Source organism: Verrucosispora sp. WMMC514 (assembly GCF_027497295.1).
GTDB classification, from domain to species: domain Bacteria; phylum Actinomycetota; class Actinomycetes; order Mycobacteriales; family Micromonosporaceae; genus Micromonospora; species Micromonospora palythoicola.
In genome coordinates, this window is sequence record NZ_CP114906.1 from 5,706,028 (window position 1) to 5,721,871 (window position 15,844).

The 15,844-nt window shown below is 72.2% G+C and carries 14 protein-coding genes and 1 pseudogene; 2 read left to right on the forward strand and 13 right to left on the reverse strand.

What is annotated here, in order from left to right; all coding sequences use genetic code 11:
• Positions 1 to 83 precede the first annotated feature (83 nt).
• Complete coding sequence (locus O7597_RS26470) at positions 84 to 1,190, reverse strand: L-dopachrome tautomerase-related protein (protein WP_281581061.1); 1,107 nt, start codon at positions 1,188 to 1,190, stop codon at positions 84 to 86.
• A 212-nt stretch (positions 1,191 to 1,402) separates the two neighbouring features.
• Here O7597_RS26470 and O7597_RS26475 point away from each other — a divergent pair, with 212 nt between their 5' ends.
• Entirely contained in the window at positions 1,403 to 1,972 is a 570-nt protein-coding gene (locus tag O7597_RS26475) for an STAS domain-containing protein (RefSeq protein WP_269741402.1), read from the forward strand.
• A gap of 64 nt (positions 1,973 to 2,036) precedes the next feature.
• On the opposite strand, the gene O7597_RS26480 is transcribed toward O7597_RS26475, so the two are convergent.
• The 11 genes and pseudogenes from O7597_RS26480 to pgi form a co-directional block, all read right to left on the reverse strand.
• Positions 2,037 to 2,336, reverse strand: a complete 300-nt coding sequence (locus O7597_RS26480) for a BON domain-containing protein (RefSeq protein WP_099851331.1) — start codon at positions 2,334 to 2,336, stop codon at positions 2,037 to 2,039.
• A 119-nt stretch (positions 2,337 to 2,455) separates the two neighbouring features.
• Positions 2,456 to 3,661, reverse strand: coding sequence for a HAMP domain-containing sensor histidine kinase (locus tag O7597_RS26485; protein WP_281581062.1), 1,206 nt, complete (start codon positions 3,659 to 3,661; stop codon positions 2,456 to 2,458).
• On the reverse strand, positions 3,658 to 4,353 hold the full coding sequence (locus O7597_RS26490; RefSeq protein ID WP_269741404.1) for a response regulator transcription factor: 696 nt from the start codon (positions 4,351 to 4,353) through the stop codon (positions 3,658 to 3,660). Before O7597_RS26490 ends, O7597_RS26485 begins: the two co-directional genes overlap by 4 nt.
• 7 nt (positions 4,354 to 4,360) lie before the next feature.
• A complete protein-coding gene (locus tag O7597_RS26495; RefSeq protein ID WP_281581063.1) occupies positions 4,361 to 5,269 on the reverse strand; it encodes a trypsin-like peptidase domain-containing protein in 909 nt (302 codons plus the stop codon).
• 38 nt (positions 5,270 to 5,307) lie between these two features.
• Complete coding sequence (locus O7597_RS26500) at positions 5,308 to 6,258, reverse strand: VWA domain-containing protein (RefSeq protein ID WP_281581064.1); 951 nt, start codon at positions 6,256 to 6,258, stop codon at positions 5,308 to 5,310.
• Entirely contained in the window at positions 6,255 to 7,238 is a 984-nt protein-coding gene (locus O7597_RS26505; RefSeq protein ID WP_281581065.1) for a DUF58 domain-containing protein, read from the reverse strand. The genes O7597_RS26500 and O7597_RS26505 overlap by 4 nt, the downstream gene beginning before the upstream one ends.
• Positions 7,235 to 8,212 (reverse strand): annotated as a pseudogene (locus O7597_RS26510) (AAA family ATPase); the annotation flags it as partial. The pseudogene O7597_RS26510 and the gene O7597_RS26505, both read right to left, overlap by 4 nt.
• A 198-nt stretch (positions 8,213 to 8,410) precedes the next feature.
• Complete coding sequence (locus tag O7597_RS26515) at positions 8,411 to 8,785, reverse strand: YciI family protein (RefSeq protein WP_281581066.1); 375 nt, start codon at positions 8,783 to 8,785, stop codon at positions 8,411 to 8,413.
• 101 nt (positions 8,786 to 8,886) lie between these two features.
• Positions 8,887 to 10,071: a DUF6596 domain-containing protein gene (locus tag O7597_RS26520; RefSeq protein ID WP_281581067.1), complete on the reverse strand. Its 1,185-nt coding sequence runs from the start codon at positions 10,069 to 10,071 to the stop codon at positions 8,887 to 8,889.
• A gap of 129 nt (positions 10,072 to 10,200) precedes the next feature.
• Positions 10,201 to 10,809, reverse strand: a complete 609-nt coding sequence (locus tag O7597_RS26525; RefSeq protein WP_281581068.1) for an MOSC domain-containing protein — start codon at positions 10,807 to 10,809, stop codon at positions 10,201 to 10,203.
• Between the two features lie 140 nt (positions 10,810 to 10,949).
• Complete coding sequence (pgi, locus tag O7597_RS26530; RefSeq protein WP_281581069.1) at positions 10,950 to 12,584, reverse strand: glucose-6-phosphate isomerase; 1,635 nt, start codon at positions 12,582 to 12,584, stop codon at positions 10,950 to 10,952.
• A 227-nt stretch (positions 12,585 to 12,811) separates the two neighbouring features.
• On the opposite strand from pgi, the gene O7597_RS26535 reads away from it, so the two are divergent.
• Positions 12,812 to 14,257 carry a glucose-6-phosphate dehydrogenase gene (locus tag O7597_RS26535; RefSeq protein ID WP_281581070.1) on the forward strand — a complete coding sequence of 482 codons (1,446 nt, stop codon included), beginning with the start codon at positions 12,812 to 12,814 and terminating at the stop codon, positions 14,255 to 14,257.
• Positions 14,258 to 14,326: 69 nt separating this feature from the next.
• Here the strand turns inward: O7597_RS26535 and O7597_RS26540 are convergent, their stop codons facing one another.
• The gene (locus O7597_RS26540) at positions 14,327 to 15,769 is read right to left on the reverse strand and encodes a cellulase family glycosylhydrolase (protein WP_281581071.1); all 1,443 of its coding nucleotides are present in this window, start codon (positions 15,767 to 15,769) and stop codon (positions 14,327 to 14,329) included.
• Positions 15,770 to 15,844 lie beyond the last annotated feature (75 nt).

Below are 15,844 nucleotides of genomic sequence, written 5' to 3' on the forward strand. Positions count from 1 at the left end.
TCACTGCCCTCCGACGCTACGTGCGCCGGGACGCACCCCGCCCCGACCGGGCGGCACTTCCACCCGATCGGGGCTGGTCGGCGTCACGGCCGTAGCAGCACGGGGCCCGCGTCGATCCGGGTCCGGAACAGCGCGTACGGCTTGCGTCGCAGGTCCCGGCCGCGGTTGAACGGCGGCTGCCGGTGCACCTGGTTGGCGATCATGTATAGGTGCCGACTGGTGGCCACGCTGAGCGTGTCGGGCCAGAGCAGCCGAGCGTCGTGCACCACGGTCTCGTACTCACCGTCGGGGCGGCGCCGCAGCACCGCGTTGTGCTCGTAGTTGGTCAGGTAGAGCCGGCCGGCGTCGTCGGACTCCAGGCCGTCCGCGCCGCCGCCCTTGTCGCCCTCGTCGACCACCGTCGCGGCGACCTCCGCGTCACCCAGCGCACGATCGGCCAGCGCGTCGGTGGCGACGCTGTACCAGCGGCGGGTGGCGAGGGCGCAGTAGTACAGCCGGGCGCCGTCGGCGGAGATGGCGATGCCGTCGGCGCCGACGCCCACCGGCTGCGGGGGAGCGTCCGGGGGGCGGACCAGGAACGGTCGTCCCTCGACCACCGGCCGGAAGTCCGCCAGCGGTGCCGCCTTGGTGGACGGGTGGTCGTTCAGGCGCCGCCACGACGACCCGCTGGCCAGGTCGACCACGATGATGGCGTTCGGGGCACCATCGGCGGAGTCGGTGACGTACGCGATGCCGGCCTCCCCGCGACGCAGGTCGAAGCGCACGTCGTTGAGGTACGACGTGGGCAGCACCACGTCGGGCGGGAAGGTGATCACCTGGGCGACGGTGTCGGTTCTCAGGTCCACCCGGACCAGTTTCGGCCCGCCGGGGGAGGTCGGCTGGAACATCGGGCTACCCGTGTCGAGCACCCAGAGCCGGTCGATCGGGTCGACCACCACACTCTGCACCGACACGAACGCCGACGGGTCGTCGTCGCCGGACGGCGTGTTCCACCGCAGGTCGGGAAAGGGGACCTCGCGGCCGCGCCGCAGCTCCACCACGGTCGCGGGCACCTCGTCACCCCACCGGGGAAAGTTGACGAAGATCCGACCACGGTGCGAGACGGTCACCCCGGTGGGCATCGCGTCCCAGAACCGGTGTACCACGTCCAGCGTGCCGACCGGTTCGTCGGTGGGTAGTGCCTTTCGCATCCTTCGACCTCCCGTCGCACACAGGGATCAACTGATCTCTCTACGTCTATCGTCTCAAAGCGGACGACGTACGCGACAGCGTCGTCGCCCATCCGACCCGCAAGCAGCGGGAAGGCCATTCGTCACCCAACCGTCACGTGTCCGCGCGGTCCCCGCCACCTGACCCCGGCAGGGTGGGACCCCGACCCCTCCGAGCTGGGAAGGAGCAAGCCATGGCCGTCGTACTGGATGACCATCTGGTCACCCTGACCTGTGACAACTGCGGTGACACGGTCGCCGGGCCGCGGATGGCCTCCGACGCGGAGGTGGTCTGGCCGTTGGTGTCCGAGCACGGCTGGAGCGGTTCCCCGTTGGCCCACGGACCGCACCGCTGCGCACACTGCACCCAGCTCGGTCCCGCCGCCGCCGGTGTGCCCGGCGGCATCCTCGGCATCGAGCACCTCGGAGCCGTCACCGTGGTGACCGTCGCCGGCGACGTCGACGTCGACACCGGTGACACCCTGGGCATCGCGTTGCGGCACGCCGCCGACATGGGCGGACATGTCCTGGTGGACCTCGGCGGGACCGACCTGCTCGACTCCACCGCCCTCGGGCTGCTCGTCCGCGCACACCGGCACGCCGCCGAGCGCGGCGCACTGCTCTGCGTGGCGTCGAGGTCACCGCTGATCCGTCAGGTACTCCGGGTCACCCGGCTGGACGAGGTGTTCCCGGTCGCGGACACCCGCGCCGACGCGCTCGCCCGGCTCCAGAGCCGCGCGGCGGCCGTCGACGCCTCGGAGTAGGCGACGTTCGTCGGGTTCGGCTCGTCCACGGCGCCGGTGCCGGGCGCCGTGGACGAGCCGAAGCTCAGCGGCGTCCGCGCCGGTGACCGGCCAGCCGTAACGCGTTGCAGACGTCCGTCACGCCCTCGACGTCCCACGCCAACTCGCCGGCCGCCCGTCGGGTCTCGGCGCTGGCGACCAGGCCGGTGAGGATCACGACCCGGTTCTGCACCATCACCGTGATCTGCTGCCGCCGGGTCGACCAGTCGGCGCTGAGCCGCTGGGCGACCAGGGCGGCGAGGCGGACATCCTCGTCGTGGTGCTGCGGCTCGTCCCACAGCGCGCGGAAGGAGTGATCGTCGGGCATCGGCCAGGGCCACGGCATCACCACAGCGGTCTCCTTCGTCGTTGATGCCGGCGACCCGACGCGCCGTCCCGATCGACCACCACCTTGCGCAACGACCTTGGAGTCGACCGCACGGTTGGATGACAGTTGGATGACAGTCACAGTGGCGTGCTGGCCGGCGGCCGGGTGTCTCCGGTCCGATCGGCGGCCGGCAGCCACAACACGAAGGTGCTGCCCGTACCCGTCCGGGAGAAGACCGCGACCTGGCCGCCGTGCGACTCGACGATCTGCCGGACGATGGCCAACCCCAACCCGGTCCGCCGGTCACCTGAGCCGCCTCGGCCAGCCTCGCCCCGCCAGAACCGGTCGAAGACCCGCGCCTGATCGGCCTCGGCGATGCCCGGTCCCTCGTCGGCGACGGCCAACCACAACCAGTCGCCCACCCGGCCGGTGGCCACCGTGACCGCCCCGCCGAGCGGGGACAGGCGCACCGCGTTGGACAGCAGGTTGCCGGCGGCCCGACGCAGCGTGTCGGGGTCGCCGATGAGGGTGAGCCCCGCCTCGAGCGCGTACCGCAGGCGCAGGCCACGGCCGGTGGCCAGGGCGGCGAAGTCCTCGCCCGCCTCGCGGGCCACCGCGCTGAGATCCACGTCCGTGTCGGACATCGAGTCGGCGTCCCGACGGGCCGTGGCCAGCAGATCCTCGACCAGCCGGGACATCCGGGTGGTCGCCCGGTCGATCGTCGCCACCGCACCGGCCCGCTCCTGCTCGCCGGCCTCGGCAGCGGTCAGCGACGCGTCGAGACTGGCCCGGATGATCGCCAACGGGCTGCGCAACTCGTGCGATGCGTCGTCGATGAGCTGGCGCTGGGCCTGGAAGGCGTGTTCCAGCCGGTCGAGCATCGAGTCGATGGTGTCACCGAGGTCGCGCAGTTCGTCGCGGGGGCCGGTCAGGCGGATCCGGCGGGACAGGTCGGTGGCCTGGATCTCCCGGGCGGTGCGGGCGATCGCGCCGACCGGACGCAACGCCCGGCCGGAGAGCACCCACCCGATGCCGAGGCTGGCCACGAAGAGCCCGCCGAGGGCGATCAACGAGTAGTCCCGGACCGTCTGCAGCAGCCGCAGGTTCACTTCGTCCTCGATCTGCTGGACCTCGGCCACCTCCAGCGTGGTGCCGGTGGGCACCGTACGCCCGTCGCTCTTGCGCTTGACCAACTGCGCCTCGTACCGCTTGGTGATCGGCTTCGGGTCGACCGCCCGGTCCACCGCCACGTACGCCACCGCCAGACCGGCGCCGGCGAGCGCGAACAGCAGCGTCGAGTAGAGCACCGTCAGCCGGAACCGGATCGACCGGAAGACAGTCATGCCAGCACCTCCCGCAGCCGGTAGCCGCGCCCGACGACCGTCTCGATCGCCGGTTCGTCGCCGCCGCCGGTGAGTTTGCGCCGCAACGTACCCACGGTGACCCGGACGGTCTCGGTGAACGGATCGGCGTTGGCGTCCCAGACGTGCTCCAGCAGCTCCTCGGCCGGCACCACCCGCCCCGGGCGGGTCATCAGGTACTCCAGGACACCGAACTCCTTGCGGGTCAGGTGCAGCTGCCGGGCCCCCCGCCGGGCCTCCTGCCGGGCCACGTCCAGGGTCAACGCGCCCACGGTCAGCACCACCCCGGTGCCGCCGGTGTCCCGACGCAGCAGCGCCCGTACCCGGGCCAGCAACTCGGCCAGCGCGAACGGCTTCACCAGATAGTCGTCGGCGCCCTCGTCCAGGCCGCGGACGCGGTCACCCAGACCACCCCGGGCGGTGAGCATGAGCACCCGGAGGTCCCGCCCACCGGCCACCTCGACCGCTCCGGACCGGATCGCCCGGCACACCGCGAACCCGTCGCCGTCGGGCAGGTTGACGTCGAGCAGCATCAGGTCGTACGCGTTGACCAGCAGCAGGTCGTACGCCTGCGCCGCGTCGGCGGCGAGATCGACGGCGTAGCCGGCGCGAGCCAGCCCGACCCGCAACGCGCCGGCCAGATCCTCTTCGTCCTCCACCACGAGCAGCCGCATCTGTCAGTTATCCCCTCGCGATCAGCCCCCGCGCCACCTGGGCCGCCCGTTCGACCGGGATGGCGAAGCCGATCCCGATGTTGCCGCTGCCCTCAAGCGTGGCGATGGCGGTGTTCACGCCCACCACCTCGCCCCGGCCGTTGACGAGGGGGCCACCCGAGTTGCCCGGGTTGATGGACGCGTCCGTCTGCACCGCCGGCTGCCGCGCCCCACCGCCGAGACGGACCGGCCGGTCCAGCGCGCTGACGATCCCGGCCGTCACCGTGCCGGAGAGCCCGAGCGGCGAACCGACGGCGAGCACCGGCTCACCGACCCGGGTCTGCCCGGCCGAAGCCAGCGGCAGCGGGCGCAGACCGTTACCCGGATCGACGCGTAGCACGGCGATGTCGGTACCCGGGTCCCGGCCGACCAACCGCGCGGAGAGCCGCCGGCCGTCCCGGCCGATCACCTGGATGCTGCCGCCGCCGGCGACCACGTGGTTGTTGGTGACCACGTGGCCCCGATCGTCGATCAGGAACCCCGATCCGGAGGCACCCCGACCACCGCCGGCCACCCGCACCGACACCACCCCGGCCAGCACCTGGTCGGCGGCGGTGACCAGGTCGACCGCCGGATCACCGGCCGGGCCGGCCGGCGGGGCGGCGGTCGGCGCGCCGCCGGCGGTGAGGTGCCCGGCGACGCCGCCGGCACCCGCGGACACCGCCACCACGGTGAGCCCGGCCAGCAACAGCCGGGGCCAGCGGGCCGCTGCGGCGGCCGGTGCGCCGCTCCGGTCCGCCGGGTCGTCGGGCCCCGCCGGCGTGACCAGAAGTGCCGCGACCGAAGTGGACCCGGGCGGCTGCTCGTCCGTCGACAGGTCCGGCGAGACGAACCGTGGGCCGCGCGGCTCACCCAGTCCCGCGATCGTGCTGTGCATGCGATGTCCCCTCCTCGGGGACGGCCGTCGGACGGCCGTCAGGGCAGTCGGGAGAACCAGAACAGCGAACCGGCGGCGGCCAGCAGGGCGAGCACCAGGCCGGCGCCGATGAACCGCGCCGAAACGTCCTGGCGTTCCAGCCGGTGACCGACCGACGAACCGATGTCGGAGTAGGCCGCGCGCAACTCGTCGCCGCTGCCCGCCTCGTAGTAACCGCCGCCGGCCTGCTCGGCCACGGCGCGCAGGGTCGCCCCGTCGACCGGGACCGCCTGGCCACCACCGATCCGCCCCTCGGGGGTGCCGAAGGAGATGGTGTCGACCGGTACGCCCGCCTGCACCGCGGCGGCGGCGGCGAGCGCCGGATCCCGACCCGAGGTGTTCGCCCCGTCGGAGAGCAGCACCACCCGCGCCGGCGGCGGATCCTCGGCCGCCTGCGCGTCCAGGGTGCGGATCGACTCCAGGGAGGTTTGGATGGCCTCGCCGATCGCCGTCCCCTGAAGACCGGTGACGCCCTCGTCGAGCTGGTCGATGCCGGCGGTCACCGACTCCCGGTCGCCGCCCGGTGCGACCACCACCGACGCGCTGCCGGCGAAGGCCACCAGTCCGACGTTGAACTCCGCCGGCAGGTCGGCCACGAAATCACGGGCCGCCTCCCGGGCCGCGAGCAGCCGGTCCGGCGGCACGTCGTCGGCGAGCATGGAACGGGACACGTCGACGGCCACGATGACGGTGGCCCGCTCCCGGGGCACCCGTACCTCGTCCGTCGGGCGGGCGAAGCCCACCACCAGCAACGCCAGCATCGCGACGAACAGCCCGGCCGGCACGTGCCGTCGCCACGCCGGACGAGCCGGCGCCACCTTGTCCAACAGGCGCAGATTGGTGAACCGCACCGCGTACCGGCTGTGTCGGCGTTGCCGCAGCAGGTACCCGACCACCAGGGCGGCCACCCCCGCCAACAGCCACAGCCGTTCCGGAGACTCCCAGCTCACGCCGCTCCTCCCGAGGTGGGTCGGGCCGCCCGGGCCAGCCGACGCTGGCCGTGGACGTGCCGGACGATGTCGGCGATCCAGTCCCGGTCGGTGCTCAGGGGCAGGTGCGCCGCGCCGGCCCGGCGCAACGCCCGCGCCACGGCCAGCCGTTGGGCGGCGGCCGCCGCCGCGTAGCGGTCGCGCAGCCGCCGGCTGCCGGTGGCGACCTCGCGCCGCCGCCCGCTCTCCGGGTCGACAAGCGTGATCAGGCCGACGTCGGGCAGCTCCAGCTCGCGCGGATCACGGACCTCGACGGCGAGCACCTGGTGCCGCGCGGCCAGCCGGCGCAGCGGCAGTTCCCAGTCCGGGGGCCCGCTTCCGGCGCCGGCCACCCCCTCGTCGGGCAGGCCGTCCAGGAAGTCGGAGACGACCACCGCCAGTCCGCGACGGCCGGCCGACCGGCGCAGCCCGTCGATGGCTTCGGCCAGTGGCACCGGGTCGCTCGCCGGTCGGCCCCGCGGCACCTCCAGCAGGGCGCGCAGCAGGCTGATCAGGTGGTACCGGCCGGAGCGGGCGGGGAAGCGGCGTATCCCGGCGTCGCCGAGCACGTGCGCGCCGAGCCGGTTGCCGGAGCCGGCGGTCAGGAAGCCGACGGCGGCGACGGCCGCCACCGCCAGCTCCCGCTTCTCCAACTCGGCGGTGCCGAAGTCCATGCTGGGTGTCGCGTCGACGAGCATCCAGGTGGTCAGCTCCCGGTCGGCGTCGACGGTACGCACGTGGGGAACGGCCGTGCGAGCGGTCACCGACCAGTCCATCCGCCGGACCTCGTCCTCGCCCGGGCGGTACTCCCGGCTGCCGGCCGGTTCGCTGCCCGGCCCCGGCAACAGGCCCAGGTGCTGCCCGTGCAGCAGCCCGTCGAGACGGCGGGTGATGGTCAGTTCCAGCCGGCGCAACCGACGCTGCGGCGCCAGGTGCCCGAGGCTCGTCGCGTTCTCGTTCACGCCGCCGCTCCCAGGCCCGGCCCCTGGGTTTCCTGGGCGGGAGCGATCTGTGGAGGTGGCACCGTCGCGACGACCCGCCGCACCAGTTCGCCGGGGTCGACATCGTCGGCGACCGCGTCGAAGGAGAGGACCAGCCGGTGGGCGAGCACGTCGACGGCGATCTCCCGCACGTCGGCCGGCAGCACGTAGTCCCGGCCACGCAGCAGGGCCAGCGCCCGGGCCGCGGCGACCAGGCCGAGGGTGGCCCGAGGGCTGGCACCGTACGCCAGCTGCGCGGCCACGTCCGGCAGGCCGAACCGCCGCGGGTCACGGGTGGCCAGCACCAGCCGTACGACGTACTCGGCCAGGGCGTGGTGGACGAAGACCTCCCGGGCCCTGGCCTGCAACGTCGCCAGCCGGGTCGGGTCCAGCACCGGTCGGGCGGCCGGGACGTCGGTGCCCATCCGGTACAGGATGCCGAGCTCCTCGTCGTCGGTCGGATAGTCGACGACGATCTTCATCAGGAACCGGTCCCGTTGTGCCTCGGGCAGCTGGTAGACGCCCTCGGACTCGATCGGGTTCTGGGTGGCCAGCACCAGAAACGGGGTGGGAACCGGGTAGGTCCGCCCGCCGATCGAGACGTGTCCCTCGGCCATCACCTCCAGCAGCGCGGACTGCACCTTGGCCGGCGCCCGGTTGATCTCGTCGGCGAGGACCAGGTTCGCCATGACCGGCCCCAGCTCGACGTCGAACGTCTCGGTCGAGGCGCGGTAGATCCGGGTACCGAGAATGTCCGACGGCACCAGGTCCGGGGTGAACTGGATTCGGGCGAAGCTGCCGCCCACCGCCGTGGCCAGGGTCTCCGCCGCAAGGGTCTTGGCCACCCCGGGCACCCCTTCCAGCAGGCAGTGACCCCGGGCGAGCAGCGCGGTCAGCAACCGCTCCACCAGCCGGTCCTGGCCGACGATCACCCGCTTGACCTCGAACAGGGTCCGTTCCAGCAGTCGAGTGTGGTCGGTCTGCCCGCCTGCGGTGTCCAACTCGCTCACGGCGGCGCTGTTGATGGTGCTCCGCATGCGCTGTGCTCCTCGGTCGCGTCGTCTCGACGCGGGTGCCCGGACAACGGGGGAGCCCGGGCACCCGCAGTGACCCATTGGGCCAGAACGGACCGAAAGCCAACCGAACGGCGAAGGTCAGCCTGCTCGGCCGGCCTGGCGGAGCATCTCGTCCGTCTCGGGGTCCGCCATCAGCTCCCGGACCTCCTGTGGGCAGCGGCAGGCGACGGCGATCTTGGCGGCCCATGCCAGCGCCTCCTCGCGCTCGGCCACGTCGACGACCACGAAACCGCCGATGACCTCCTTGGTCTCCGGGTACGGTCCGTCGGTGACCAGCCCGTCCGTGGCGACGACGCTGGCCCGCTGCCGCTGTAGTCCGGCGCCGAACACGAACACCCCGGCGTCCACGGCCTCCTGGGTCACCGCGTGCGCCGCCCTGCCCACGTCGGGCCAGTCCTCGTCGGGGATGTGGTCCATCGCGCCGTCGTTGAACGAGATCAGGTACCGCGCCATCGCATAGCTCCCTTGTCCCGGCGGCCCTTCGGGCCGCTCTCACCTGATCTACGAGCGACCCGCCGCCCATCCGACAAGGTGCCGGACGATTTTTTCACGGGTCAGCCGGCGAGCTGGTCGCGGCGGCGGGTCAGGTAGGCCTGTTCGGCGGGGTTGCCGGCGAGACCGATGGCCCGGTCGTACGCCGCCCGTGAGTCGGCGTGGCGTCCGAGCCGTCGCAGCAGGTCGGCGCGGGCGGCGTGGAAGGCATGGTAGCCATCGAGGGCCTCGCCGAGCGGGTCGGTCTCGGCGAGCCCGACCTCGGGGCCGTCGACCTCGGCGACCGCGACGGCCCGGTTGAGCCACACGACCGGCGAGGGATCGAGCTGCACCAGGCTGTCGTAGAGCGCCACGAGGGTGGACCAGTCGGTGTCGCGGCTGGCGGGCGCGTTCGCGTGGACCGCGTTGATCGCCGCCTGCAGCTGGTAGCGCCCGGGTGCGTCACCGCCGGCCGTCAACACCTTGATCCGTTCGCCGAGCAGCGCGTTGCCCTCGGCGATCCGGGCGCGGTCCCAAGCGCTGCGGTCCTGCTCGTCGAGGGTCACCAGTTCCCCGGTGGCGGACACGCGCGCCGGCCGCCGGGCGTCGACGAGCAGCATCAGCGCGAGCAGGCCGGTCACCTCGCCGTCGTCCGGGAGAAGGGTCCGCAGCAGACGGCCCAGGCGGATCGCCTCGTCGCTGAGGTCGACGCGCACCGCCTCGTCTCCCTCGCTGGCCAGATAGCCCTCGTTGAAGACGAGGTAGACGACGGCGAGCACACCGGCGAGCCGCTCGTGGATGTCGTCGGCCGAGGGCACCCGGTACGGAATGCCCGCCGCCTTGATCTTCGCCTTGGCGCGGGTGATCCGTCGGGCCATCGCGGTCTCCTGCACCAGGAAGGCGCGGGCGATCTCGCCGACGGTGAGGCCGCCGAGCAGGCGCAGGGTGAGCGCCACCCGGGCCTGCATCGCCAGCGCCGGGTGGCAGCAGGTGAAGACCAGCCTGAGCCGGTCGTCCCCGATCGGGCCGGTCGGCTCGGCCGGGGTGTCGTCGTACGCGATCCGGGCCGCCCGGTGCTTGGCGTCGCGCTGCGAGTCCCGCCGGAGTCGATCGATCGCCTTGCGGGTCGCGGTGGTGGCGAGCCAACCGCCGGGACTGGGTGGTACGCCGTCGCGCGGCCACCGCTCCACGGCCGCTGCGAACGCCTCGGCCGTCGCCTCCTCGGCGACATCGAGGTCACCGAAGCGGCGGGCGAGGCTGGCGACCACCCGCGCCCACTCCTCCCGGTGGGCACGGGTGACTGCCTGCTCAACGGTCGGAGCTGGCACGGCTCACGCGGCGCGCTGGCGCAACCCCACGAACGGCTACGCCGTTCGACACCACCCCGCGGGGACCGGTCACGGCAGCCGGGTGGCCGGCGGAGCGGGGTCGGCGGGCAGCTGGCGTACGGTGTCGCCTTCCTTGATCGTCGCACCGACGACCACCCGGGCGTTGAGGCCGCGAAGGCGCAGTTGCTGGCCCTCCTCGCTCCAGACGATCTTGTGGGCATCCCGCCCGAACCGGGCAGCGAACTTGGCACAGCCGTTGTGCGGCTGGTCGGTCACCTCGATGACGGCCCGGTCGCCGATCGCCAGGCGGGTACCGGCTGGCAGGGCGTCGACGCTCAGGTCCAGGTCGACGTAGAGCTGGTCCCCGGCAAGCGCCCAGGCGTCCCGATCGGGGCCGGCGATCAGCTCGACGAAACGGGAGTTGATGACGTTCAGCTGCATGTCGGGGTGCGGTGACCGGTCGGTCGTTCGTGAGCTGGGCCGTTGACTCCAGCTGTCGCCGACCAGCCCGACGGTGGTGTCCAGTTCGGCCTGGGACAGCACCTCCCGGACGTCGACGGCCGGCCGGCGCACGGCCAGTGCCAGGGTGCCGATGATCCGCGGGGAGCGCCGCACGACGGGCAGCCCTGCCACGATCTCTTCCATGGAGCGGTGGCGTACGGTGATGGAGTTCGTCACGCTCTGACTGTGCCCGACGCGCGCCAGCGGAGTCCAAGCTGTTTCGAAGCGCGAGATCGGAAGAGGAACGTCCCCTCGCCGGACCACGCCCCCCGTGCGCCCGTGGCAGTGGCCGCCGCGGGCGCACGTATGCCGCCCGGTCAGGGGCGGTTGCGCTGGGCGCGGTAGCGGGAGATCAGGGCGGCGGTGGACGAATCCAGTTCGGTCAGGTCAGGTGCCTCGCCGGTGAGCAGCGGGGCGAGCTGGTTGGCCATCACCTTGCCCAGCTCGACCCCCCACTGGTCGAACGGGTTGATGTCCCAGATCGCACCCTCGGTGAACACGATGTGCTCGTAGAGGGCGACCAGTTGGCCGAGCGTGGCCGGAGTGAGCCGGTCGGCCACGATCGACGTGGTCGGGTGGTTGCCGGCCATCACCTTGTGGGGCACGAGGTCGGCGGCGGTACCCTCGGCCGCCACCTGCTCGGCGGTCCGGCCGAAGGCCAGCGCCGCGGTCTGGGCGAAGAAGTTCGACATGAACAGGTCGTGCATGTCACCGATGTCGTGGTTGGGCTCGCTGAACCCGATGAAGTCCGCCGGCACCAGCCGGGTGCCCTGGTGCAGCAGCTGGTAGAAGGCGTGCTGACCGTTGGTGCCGGGCTCGCCCCAGAAGATCTCCCCGGTGTCGTACGACACCTGGCGACCGTCGGTGCGTACCGACTTGCCGTTGCTCTCCATGGTGAGCTGTTGCAGGTAGGCGGGGAACCGGTGCAGGTACTGCGAGTACGGCAGCACCGCGTGGGTCTGCGCGCCCAGGAAGTTGGTGTACCAGACGTTCAGCAGGCCGAGCAGCACCGGCGCGTTGGCGCTCGGCGGTGCGGTGCGGAAGTGCTCGTCCACGGCGTGGTAGCCGGCCAGCATCTCGTCGAAGCCGGCCGGCCCGATCGACAGCATCACCGACAGACCCACCGCCGAGGGCAGCGAGTACCGACCACCCACCCAGTCCCAGAAGCCGAACATGTTGGCCGGGTCGATGCCGAAGTCCGACACCCGCTGGGCGTTGGTGCTGACCGCGACGAAGTGCCGGGCGACCGCGTCGGCGTCGGCGTCGAGGCCGGTCAGCAGCCAGTGCCGGGCCTGCTCGGCGTTGGCCAGGGTCTCCTGGGTGGAGAAGGTCTTCGACACCACCACGAACAACGTGCTCGCCGGGTCCAGGTCGGCGACCGTGTCGTGGATGTCGGTGGGGTCGATGTTCGACACGAACCGGCAACTCAGACCGGCGTCGCGGTACGCCTTCAACGCCTCGTACGCCATCACCGGCCCCAGGTCGGAGCCACCGATGCCGATGTTGACCACAGTGCGGATCCGCTCGCCGGTGTGCCCGCGCCACTGACCGGAGCGCACCTTCTCGGCGAACTCGGCCATCCGGCGCCGTACCGCGTGCACGTCCGTCGCCACGTCCTGCCCGTCCACGGTGAGGGCGGCGCCCGACGGCAGGCGCAGCGCGGTGTGCAGCACCGCGCGATCCTCGGTGCCGTTGATGTGGGCCCCGGCGAACATCTCGGCGATCCGATCGGTCAGCCCGACCCGCTCGGCCAGCGCGGTCAGCAGGCGCAGCGTCTCGTCGGTGACCAGGTTCTTGCTGTAGTCGACGTAGAGGTCGGCCACCTCGACGGTCAACCGTCGGCCCCGGTCGTGATCGGTGGCGAACAGGTCCCGCAGGTGGGTCCCGCGGATCTCGTCGGCGTGCTTGCGCAGGGCCTGCCACTCGTCGGTGCTGGTGACGTCCGCAGCCATCGGATCGATCGTCTCCTCGCAGGATCGGGCACGTCGCCGGCCTCGTCCCGGCCGACGGTGACCAGACTGCCACACGAAGATCGGCTCGCCCGCCCGACACCACGACCGTGGGAACTCCGGCGCCACGGGGGTGACGATCCGCACGGACCCGGGTGCGGTGGGCGAACGGCCGGCGAGTCCCCGGGGTCCGGTGCTTGCCGATCGCCGGGACAGGGCATGGTGGTGGCATGACGACACCGGCATCGAGCGCCCCCGCAGCTGTTGTCCCCGCAGCCACCGCCGCCTCCGGCGTACGGCAGACACTGCTGGTGCTCGGCGCCAGCGGTGACCTGACCGGCCGCCTGCTGCTGCCCGGCCTGGGCCGGCTGCTGGCCACCGGTGCCGTGCCCGGGTTGCGGCTGATCGGCAGCGGCATGGACGGCTGGGACGACGAGCGCTGGCGGCGCCGGGTGACCGACTCCTTCGGCGCCGTCGGCGCGGTGGGGCCGCTGGAGTCGGAGGTGATCCGCGAGTCGCGCTACCTGCCCGCCGACGTGACGCGCGAGGAGGACCTGCGGTCGCTGCTGAGCTGCTGCACCGGGCCGTTGGTGATCTTCTTCGCGCTGCCGCCGCTGGTGACCGCCCGGTCGGCCGCCGCGCTGGCCCGGATCGGGGTGCCACCCGGCACCCGGCTGATGCTGGAGAAGCCCTTCGGCGTGGATCGGATCTCGGCCCGCTCGCTCAACGAACTGCTGGCCACCCTGGTGCCGGAGAACCAGGTCCACCGGATCGACCACTTCCTCGGCAAGTCCACGGTGCTCAACCTGCTCGGCCTGCGCTTCGCCAACCGCATCTTCGAGCCGGTGCTCAACTCCGCACACGTGGCCTGCGTGGACATCGTCTTCGACGAGACCCTCGGCCTGGAAGGACGGGCGGGCTACTACGACGGCGCCGGCGCGTTGGTGGACATGGTGCAGTCCCACCTGCTCCAGGTGCTGGCCCTGCTGGCCATGGACCCGCCGCCGACCCTGCGGTCCGAGGAGGTGCGGGGACGCAAGGCGCAGGTGCTGCGGGCCACCCGGCTGTGGCGTGACGATCCGGTGGCCGCCAGCCGGCGGGGGCGGTACACCGCTGGGGAGATCGACGGTCGGCGACTGCCGAACTACGCCGAGGAGCCCGGCGTCGACCCGGCGCGGGGCACCGAGACGCTCGCGGAGCTGGCGGTCACGGTGGACACCTGGCGCTGGGCGGGAGTGCCGTTCCGGCTGCGCTCGGGCAAGGCGATGGACGCGGTGCGCAAGGAGGCGATCATCACCTTCAAGCAGCCGACCCGGGTACCCGACGGCCTGACCGGCTACGACCGGCCGGACCGGCTCCGGATCGGCTTCGGACCGGACCGGCTCGGCCTGGATCTCAACATCAACGGTCCGGGGAATCCCTTCGAACTGGAACAGGTGAACCTGACGGCGGCGTTCGGCCCCGGCGACCTGCCCGCGTACGGCGAGGTGCTGCGCGGCGCCTTCGAAGGTGATCCGACCCTGTCGGTCCGCGCCGACGTCGCTGAGGAGTGCTGGCGCATCGTGGAGCCCGTGCTGGCTGCCTGGAAGGCCGGTGCGGTGCCGCTGCAGGAGTACCGGGCGGGCTCCACCGGGCCGGCCGACTCGCTCATCGGTCCGGTGCCCGACGAGAGCTGAGCCCGTCCCCGCACCTGGTGCGGCCCCGGCGGTCAACCGCCGGGGCCGCGTGGTGGTGGTGCGCTCGGATCAGCTGGTGGGGAAGTTGTCCGGGGTGCGGATGCGCTCGCGCATGAAGGCCCCGGAGGTGGTGAGCATCGAGGTGCCGGTGTAGGAGCTGCCGTTGCAGGTGCCCGGCCGCAACGCGGCGCTGCCCTCGGCCTTGTCGGAGAAGGTCCAGTTCGCGTAGCCGATCTTCAGCCGGTCGAGCAGGTCGAGCCACTGGGTGCTGCTGGTCAGGTCGACACCCCCGTCACCGGTGTAGTCGACCGTGCCGAACTCCGTGACGAACAGCGGCAGCCGGGCGGCGGCCCGCTCCACCTCGGCGCGGTAGTTGTCCTTGTGCGACGCGGCGTAGAAGTGGAACGCGTACATGACGTTGCTGGCGTTCACCGGGTTGTTGACGATCTCGGTGTGGCTGGCGCCCTCGGAGACGCCCAGCGAGGACCAGGCCCGGGTGCCGACGATGACCACCGCGTCCGGGTCGTTGGCCCGGATCACCGGGATCACCTGGTCGGCGTAGTTCTTGATGGTCGACCAGCTCACCCCGTTGGGTTCGTTGGCGATCTCGTAGATCACGTTGTTCTTCGCGGCGTGCCGGGCGGAGACGGCGGCGAAGAAGGTCTTGGCCCGCTCCAGGTTGAACATCGGGTCACCCGGGGTGAGCAGGTGGAAGTCGATCATCGCGTACATGCCGCGCCGGGTGGCCTCTTCGACCAGGTTGTTGACCCGGTTGGTGAAGCCTGCGGGGTCGGTCTCGTAACCCTGCTCCTGCACGTACATGGCGATGCGGAACAGGTCGGCGCGCCAGTCGGTGGCGAGGGCGTCGAGGGAGGCGTTGTTGTAACAGTTGCCGAACCACTGGATGCCGTGGCTGCTCATGCCGCGCAGTTGGATCGGCCGGCCGTACTGGTTGCAGAGGTTGACACCGCACACCCGCAGCTGCCCGTTGATGGCCACCGGAGTCTGACCGACTGGCGGGGGAGTGGTGGGTGGGGGCGTGGTGGGCGGCGGTGTCGTGGGCGGCGGGGGAGTGGTCGGCGTGGTCGAGCCCGTGCACACGGTGCCGTTGAGCGTGAACGAACTCGGTGCCGGGTTGGCGCCGGTGAAGCTGCCGTTGAAGCCGATGTTGGTGCTGGCTCTGGTGCCGAGCGAACCGTTCCAGCTCGCGCTCTGTGCGGTGACGGAGCTGCCGCTCTGGCTCCAGGTGGCCGACCAGCCCTGGGTGAGCCGTTGGCCGCTGTCGGGGAAGCTGAAGCCCAGCGTCCAGCCGTTGACCGGGTCGCCGAGGTTGGTGACGGTGACGCTCGCGGTGAACCCGCCGGACCAGCTGTTCGTCGTGTAGGTCACGGAGCAGCCGGTCGCGGCCATCGCGTTGGCGGTGGGCAGGACCGTCAACGCGCCGAGGGTCAACGCGCCGACGGCGCCGGCCGCGACCAGCAGGCGCCGCAGGCGGCGCGGAGGTTGCTTCATGGTGGACCGTCGCATTCTGGTCGTGGTGGTGGTACGGCACTCCCGCGACAGTGGACGAGGAGGCCGGGAGCGCTC

Excerpts from the sequence above, each read along its gene's own strand:
- O7597_RS26470 (WP_281581061.1), bottom strand. The coding sequence starts at position 1,190 with ATGCGAAAGGCACTACCCACCGACGAACCGGTCGGCACGCTGGACGTG.
- O7597_RS26475 (WP_269741402.1), top strand. The coding sequence starts at position 1,403 with ATGGCCGTCGTACTGGATGACCATCTGGTCACCCTGACCTGTGACAAC.
- O7597_RS26480 (WP_099851331.1), bottom strand. The coding sequence starts at position 2,336 with ATGCCGTGGCCCTGGCCGATGCCCGACGATCACTCCTTCCGCGCGCTG.
- O7597_RS26485 (WP_281581062.1), bottom strand. The coding sequence starts at position 3,661 with ATGACTGTCTTCCGGTCGATCCGGTTCCGGCTGACGGTGCTCTACTCG.
- O7597_RS26490 (WP_269741404.1), bottom strand. The coding sequence starts at position 4,353 with ATGCGGCTGCTCGTGGTGGAGGACGAAGAGGATCTGGCCGGCGCGTTG.
- O7597_RS26495 (WP_281581063.1), bottom strand. The coding sequence starts at position 5,269 with ATGCACAGCACGATCGCGGGACTGGGTGAGCCGCGCGGCCCACGGTTC.
- O7597_RS26515 (WP_281581066.1), bottom strand. The coding sequence starts at position 8,785 with ATGGCGCGGTACCTGATCTCGTTCAACGACGGCGCGATGGACCACATC.
- pgi (WP_281581069.1), bottom strand. The coding sequence starts at position 12,584 with ATGGCTGCGGACGTCACCAGCACCGACGAGTGGCAGGCCCTGCGCAAG.
- O7597_RS26535 (WP_281581070.1), top strand. The coding sequence starts at position 12,812 with ATGACGACACCGGCATCGAGCGCCCCCGCAGCTGTTGTCCCCGCAGCC.
- O7597_RS26540 (WP_281581071.1), bottom strand. The coding sequence starts at position 15,769 with ATGAAGCAACCTCCGCGCCGCCTGCGGCGCCTGCTGGTCGCGGCCGGC.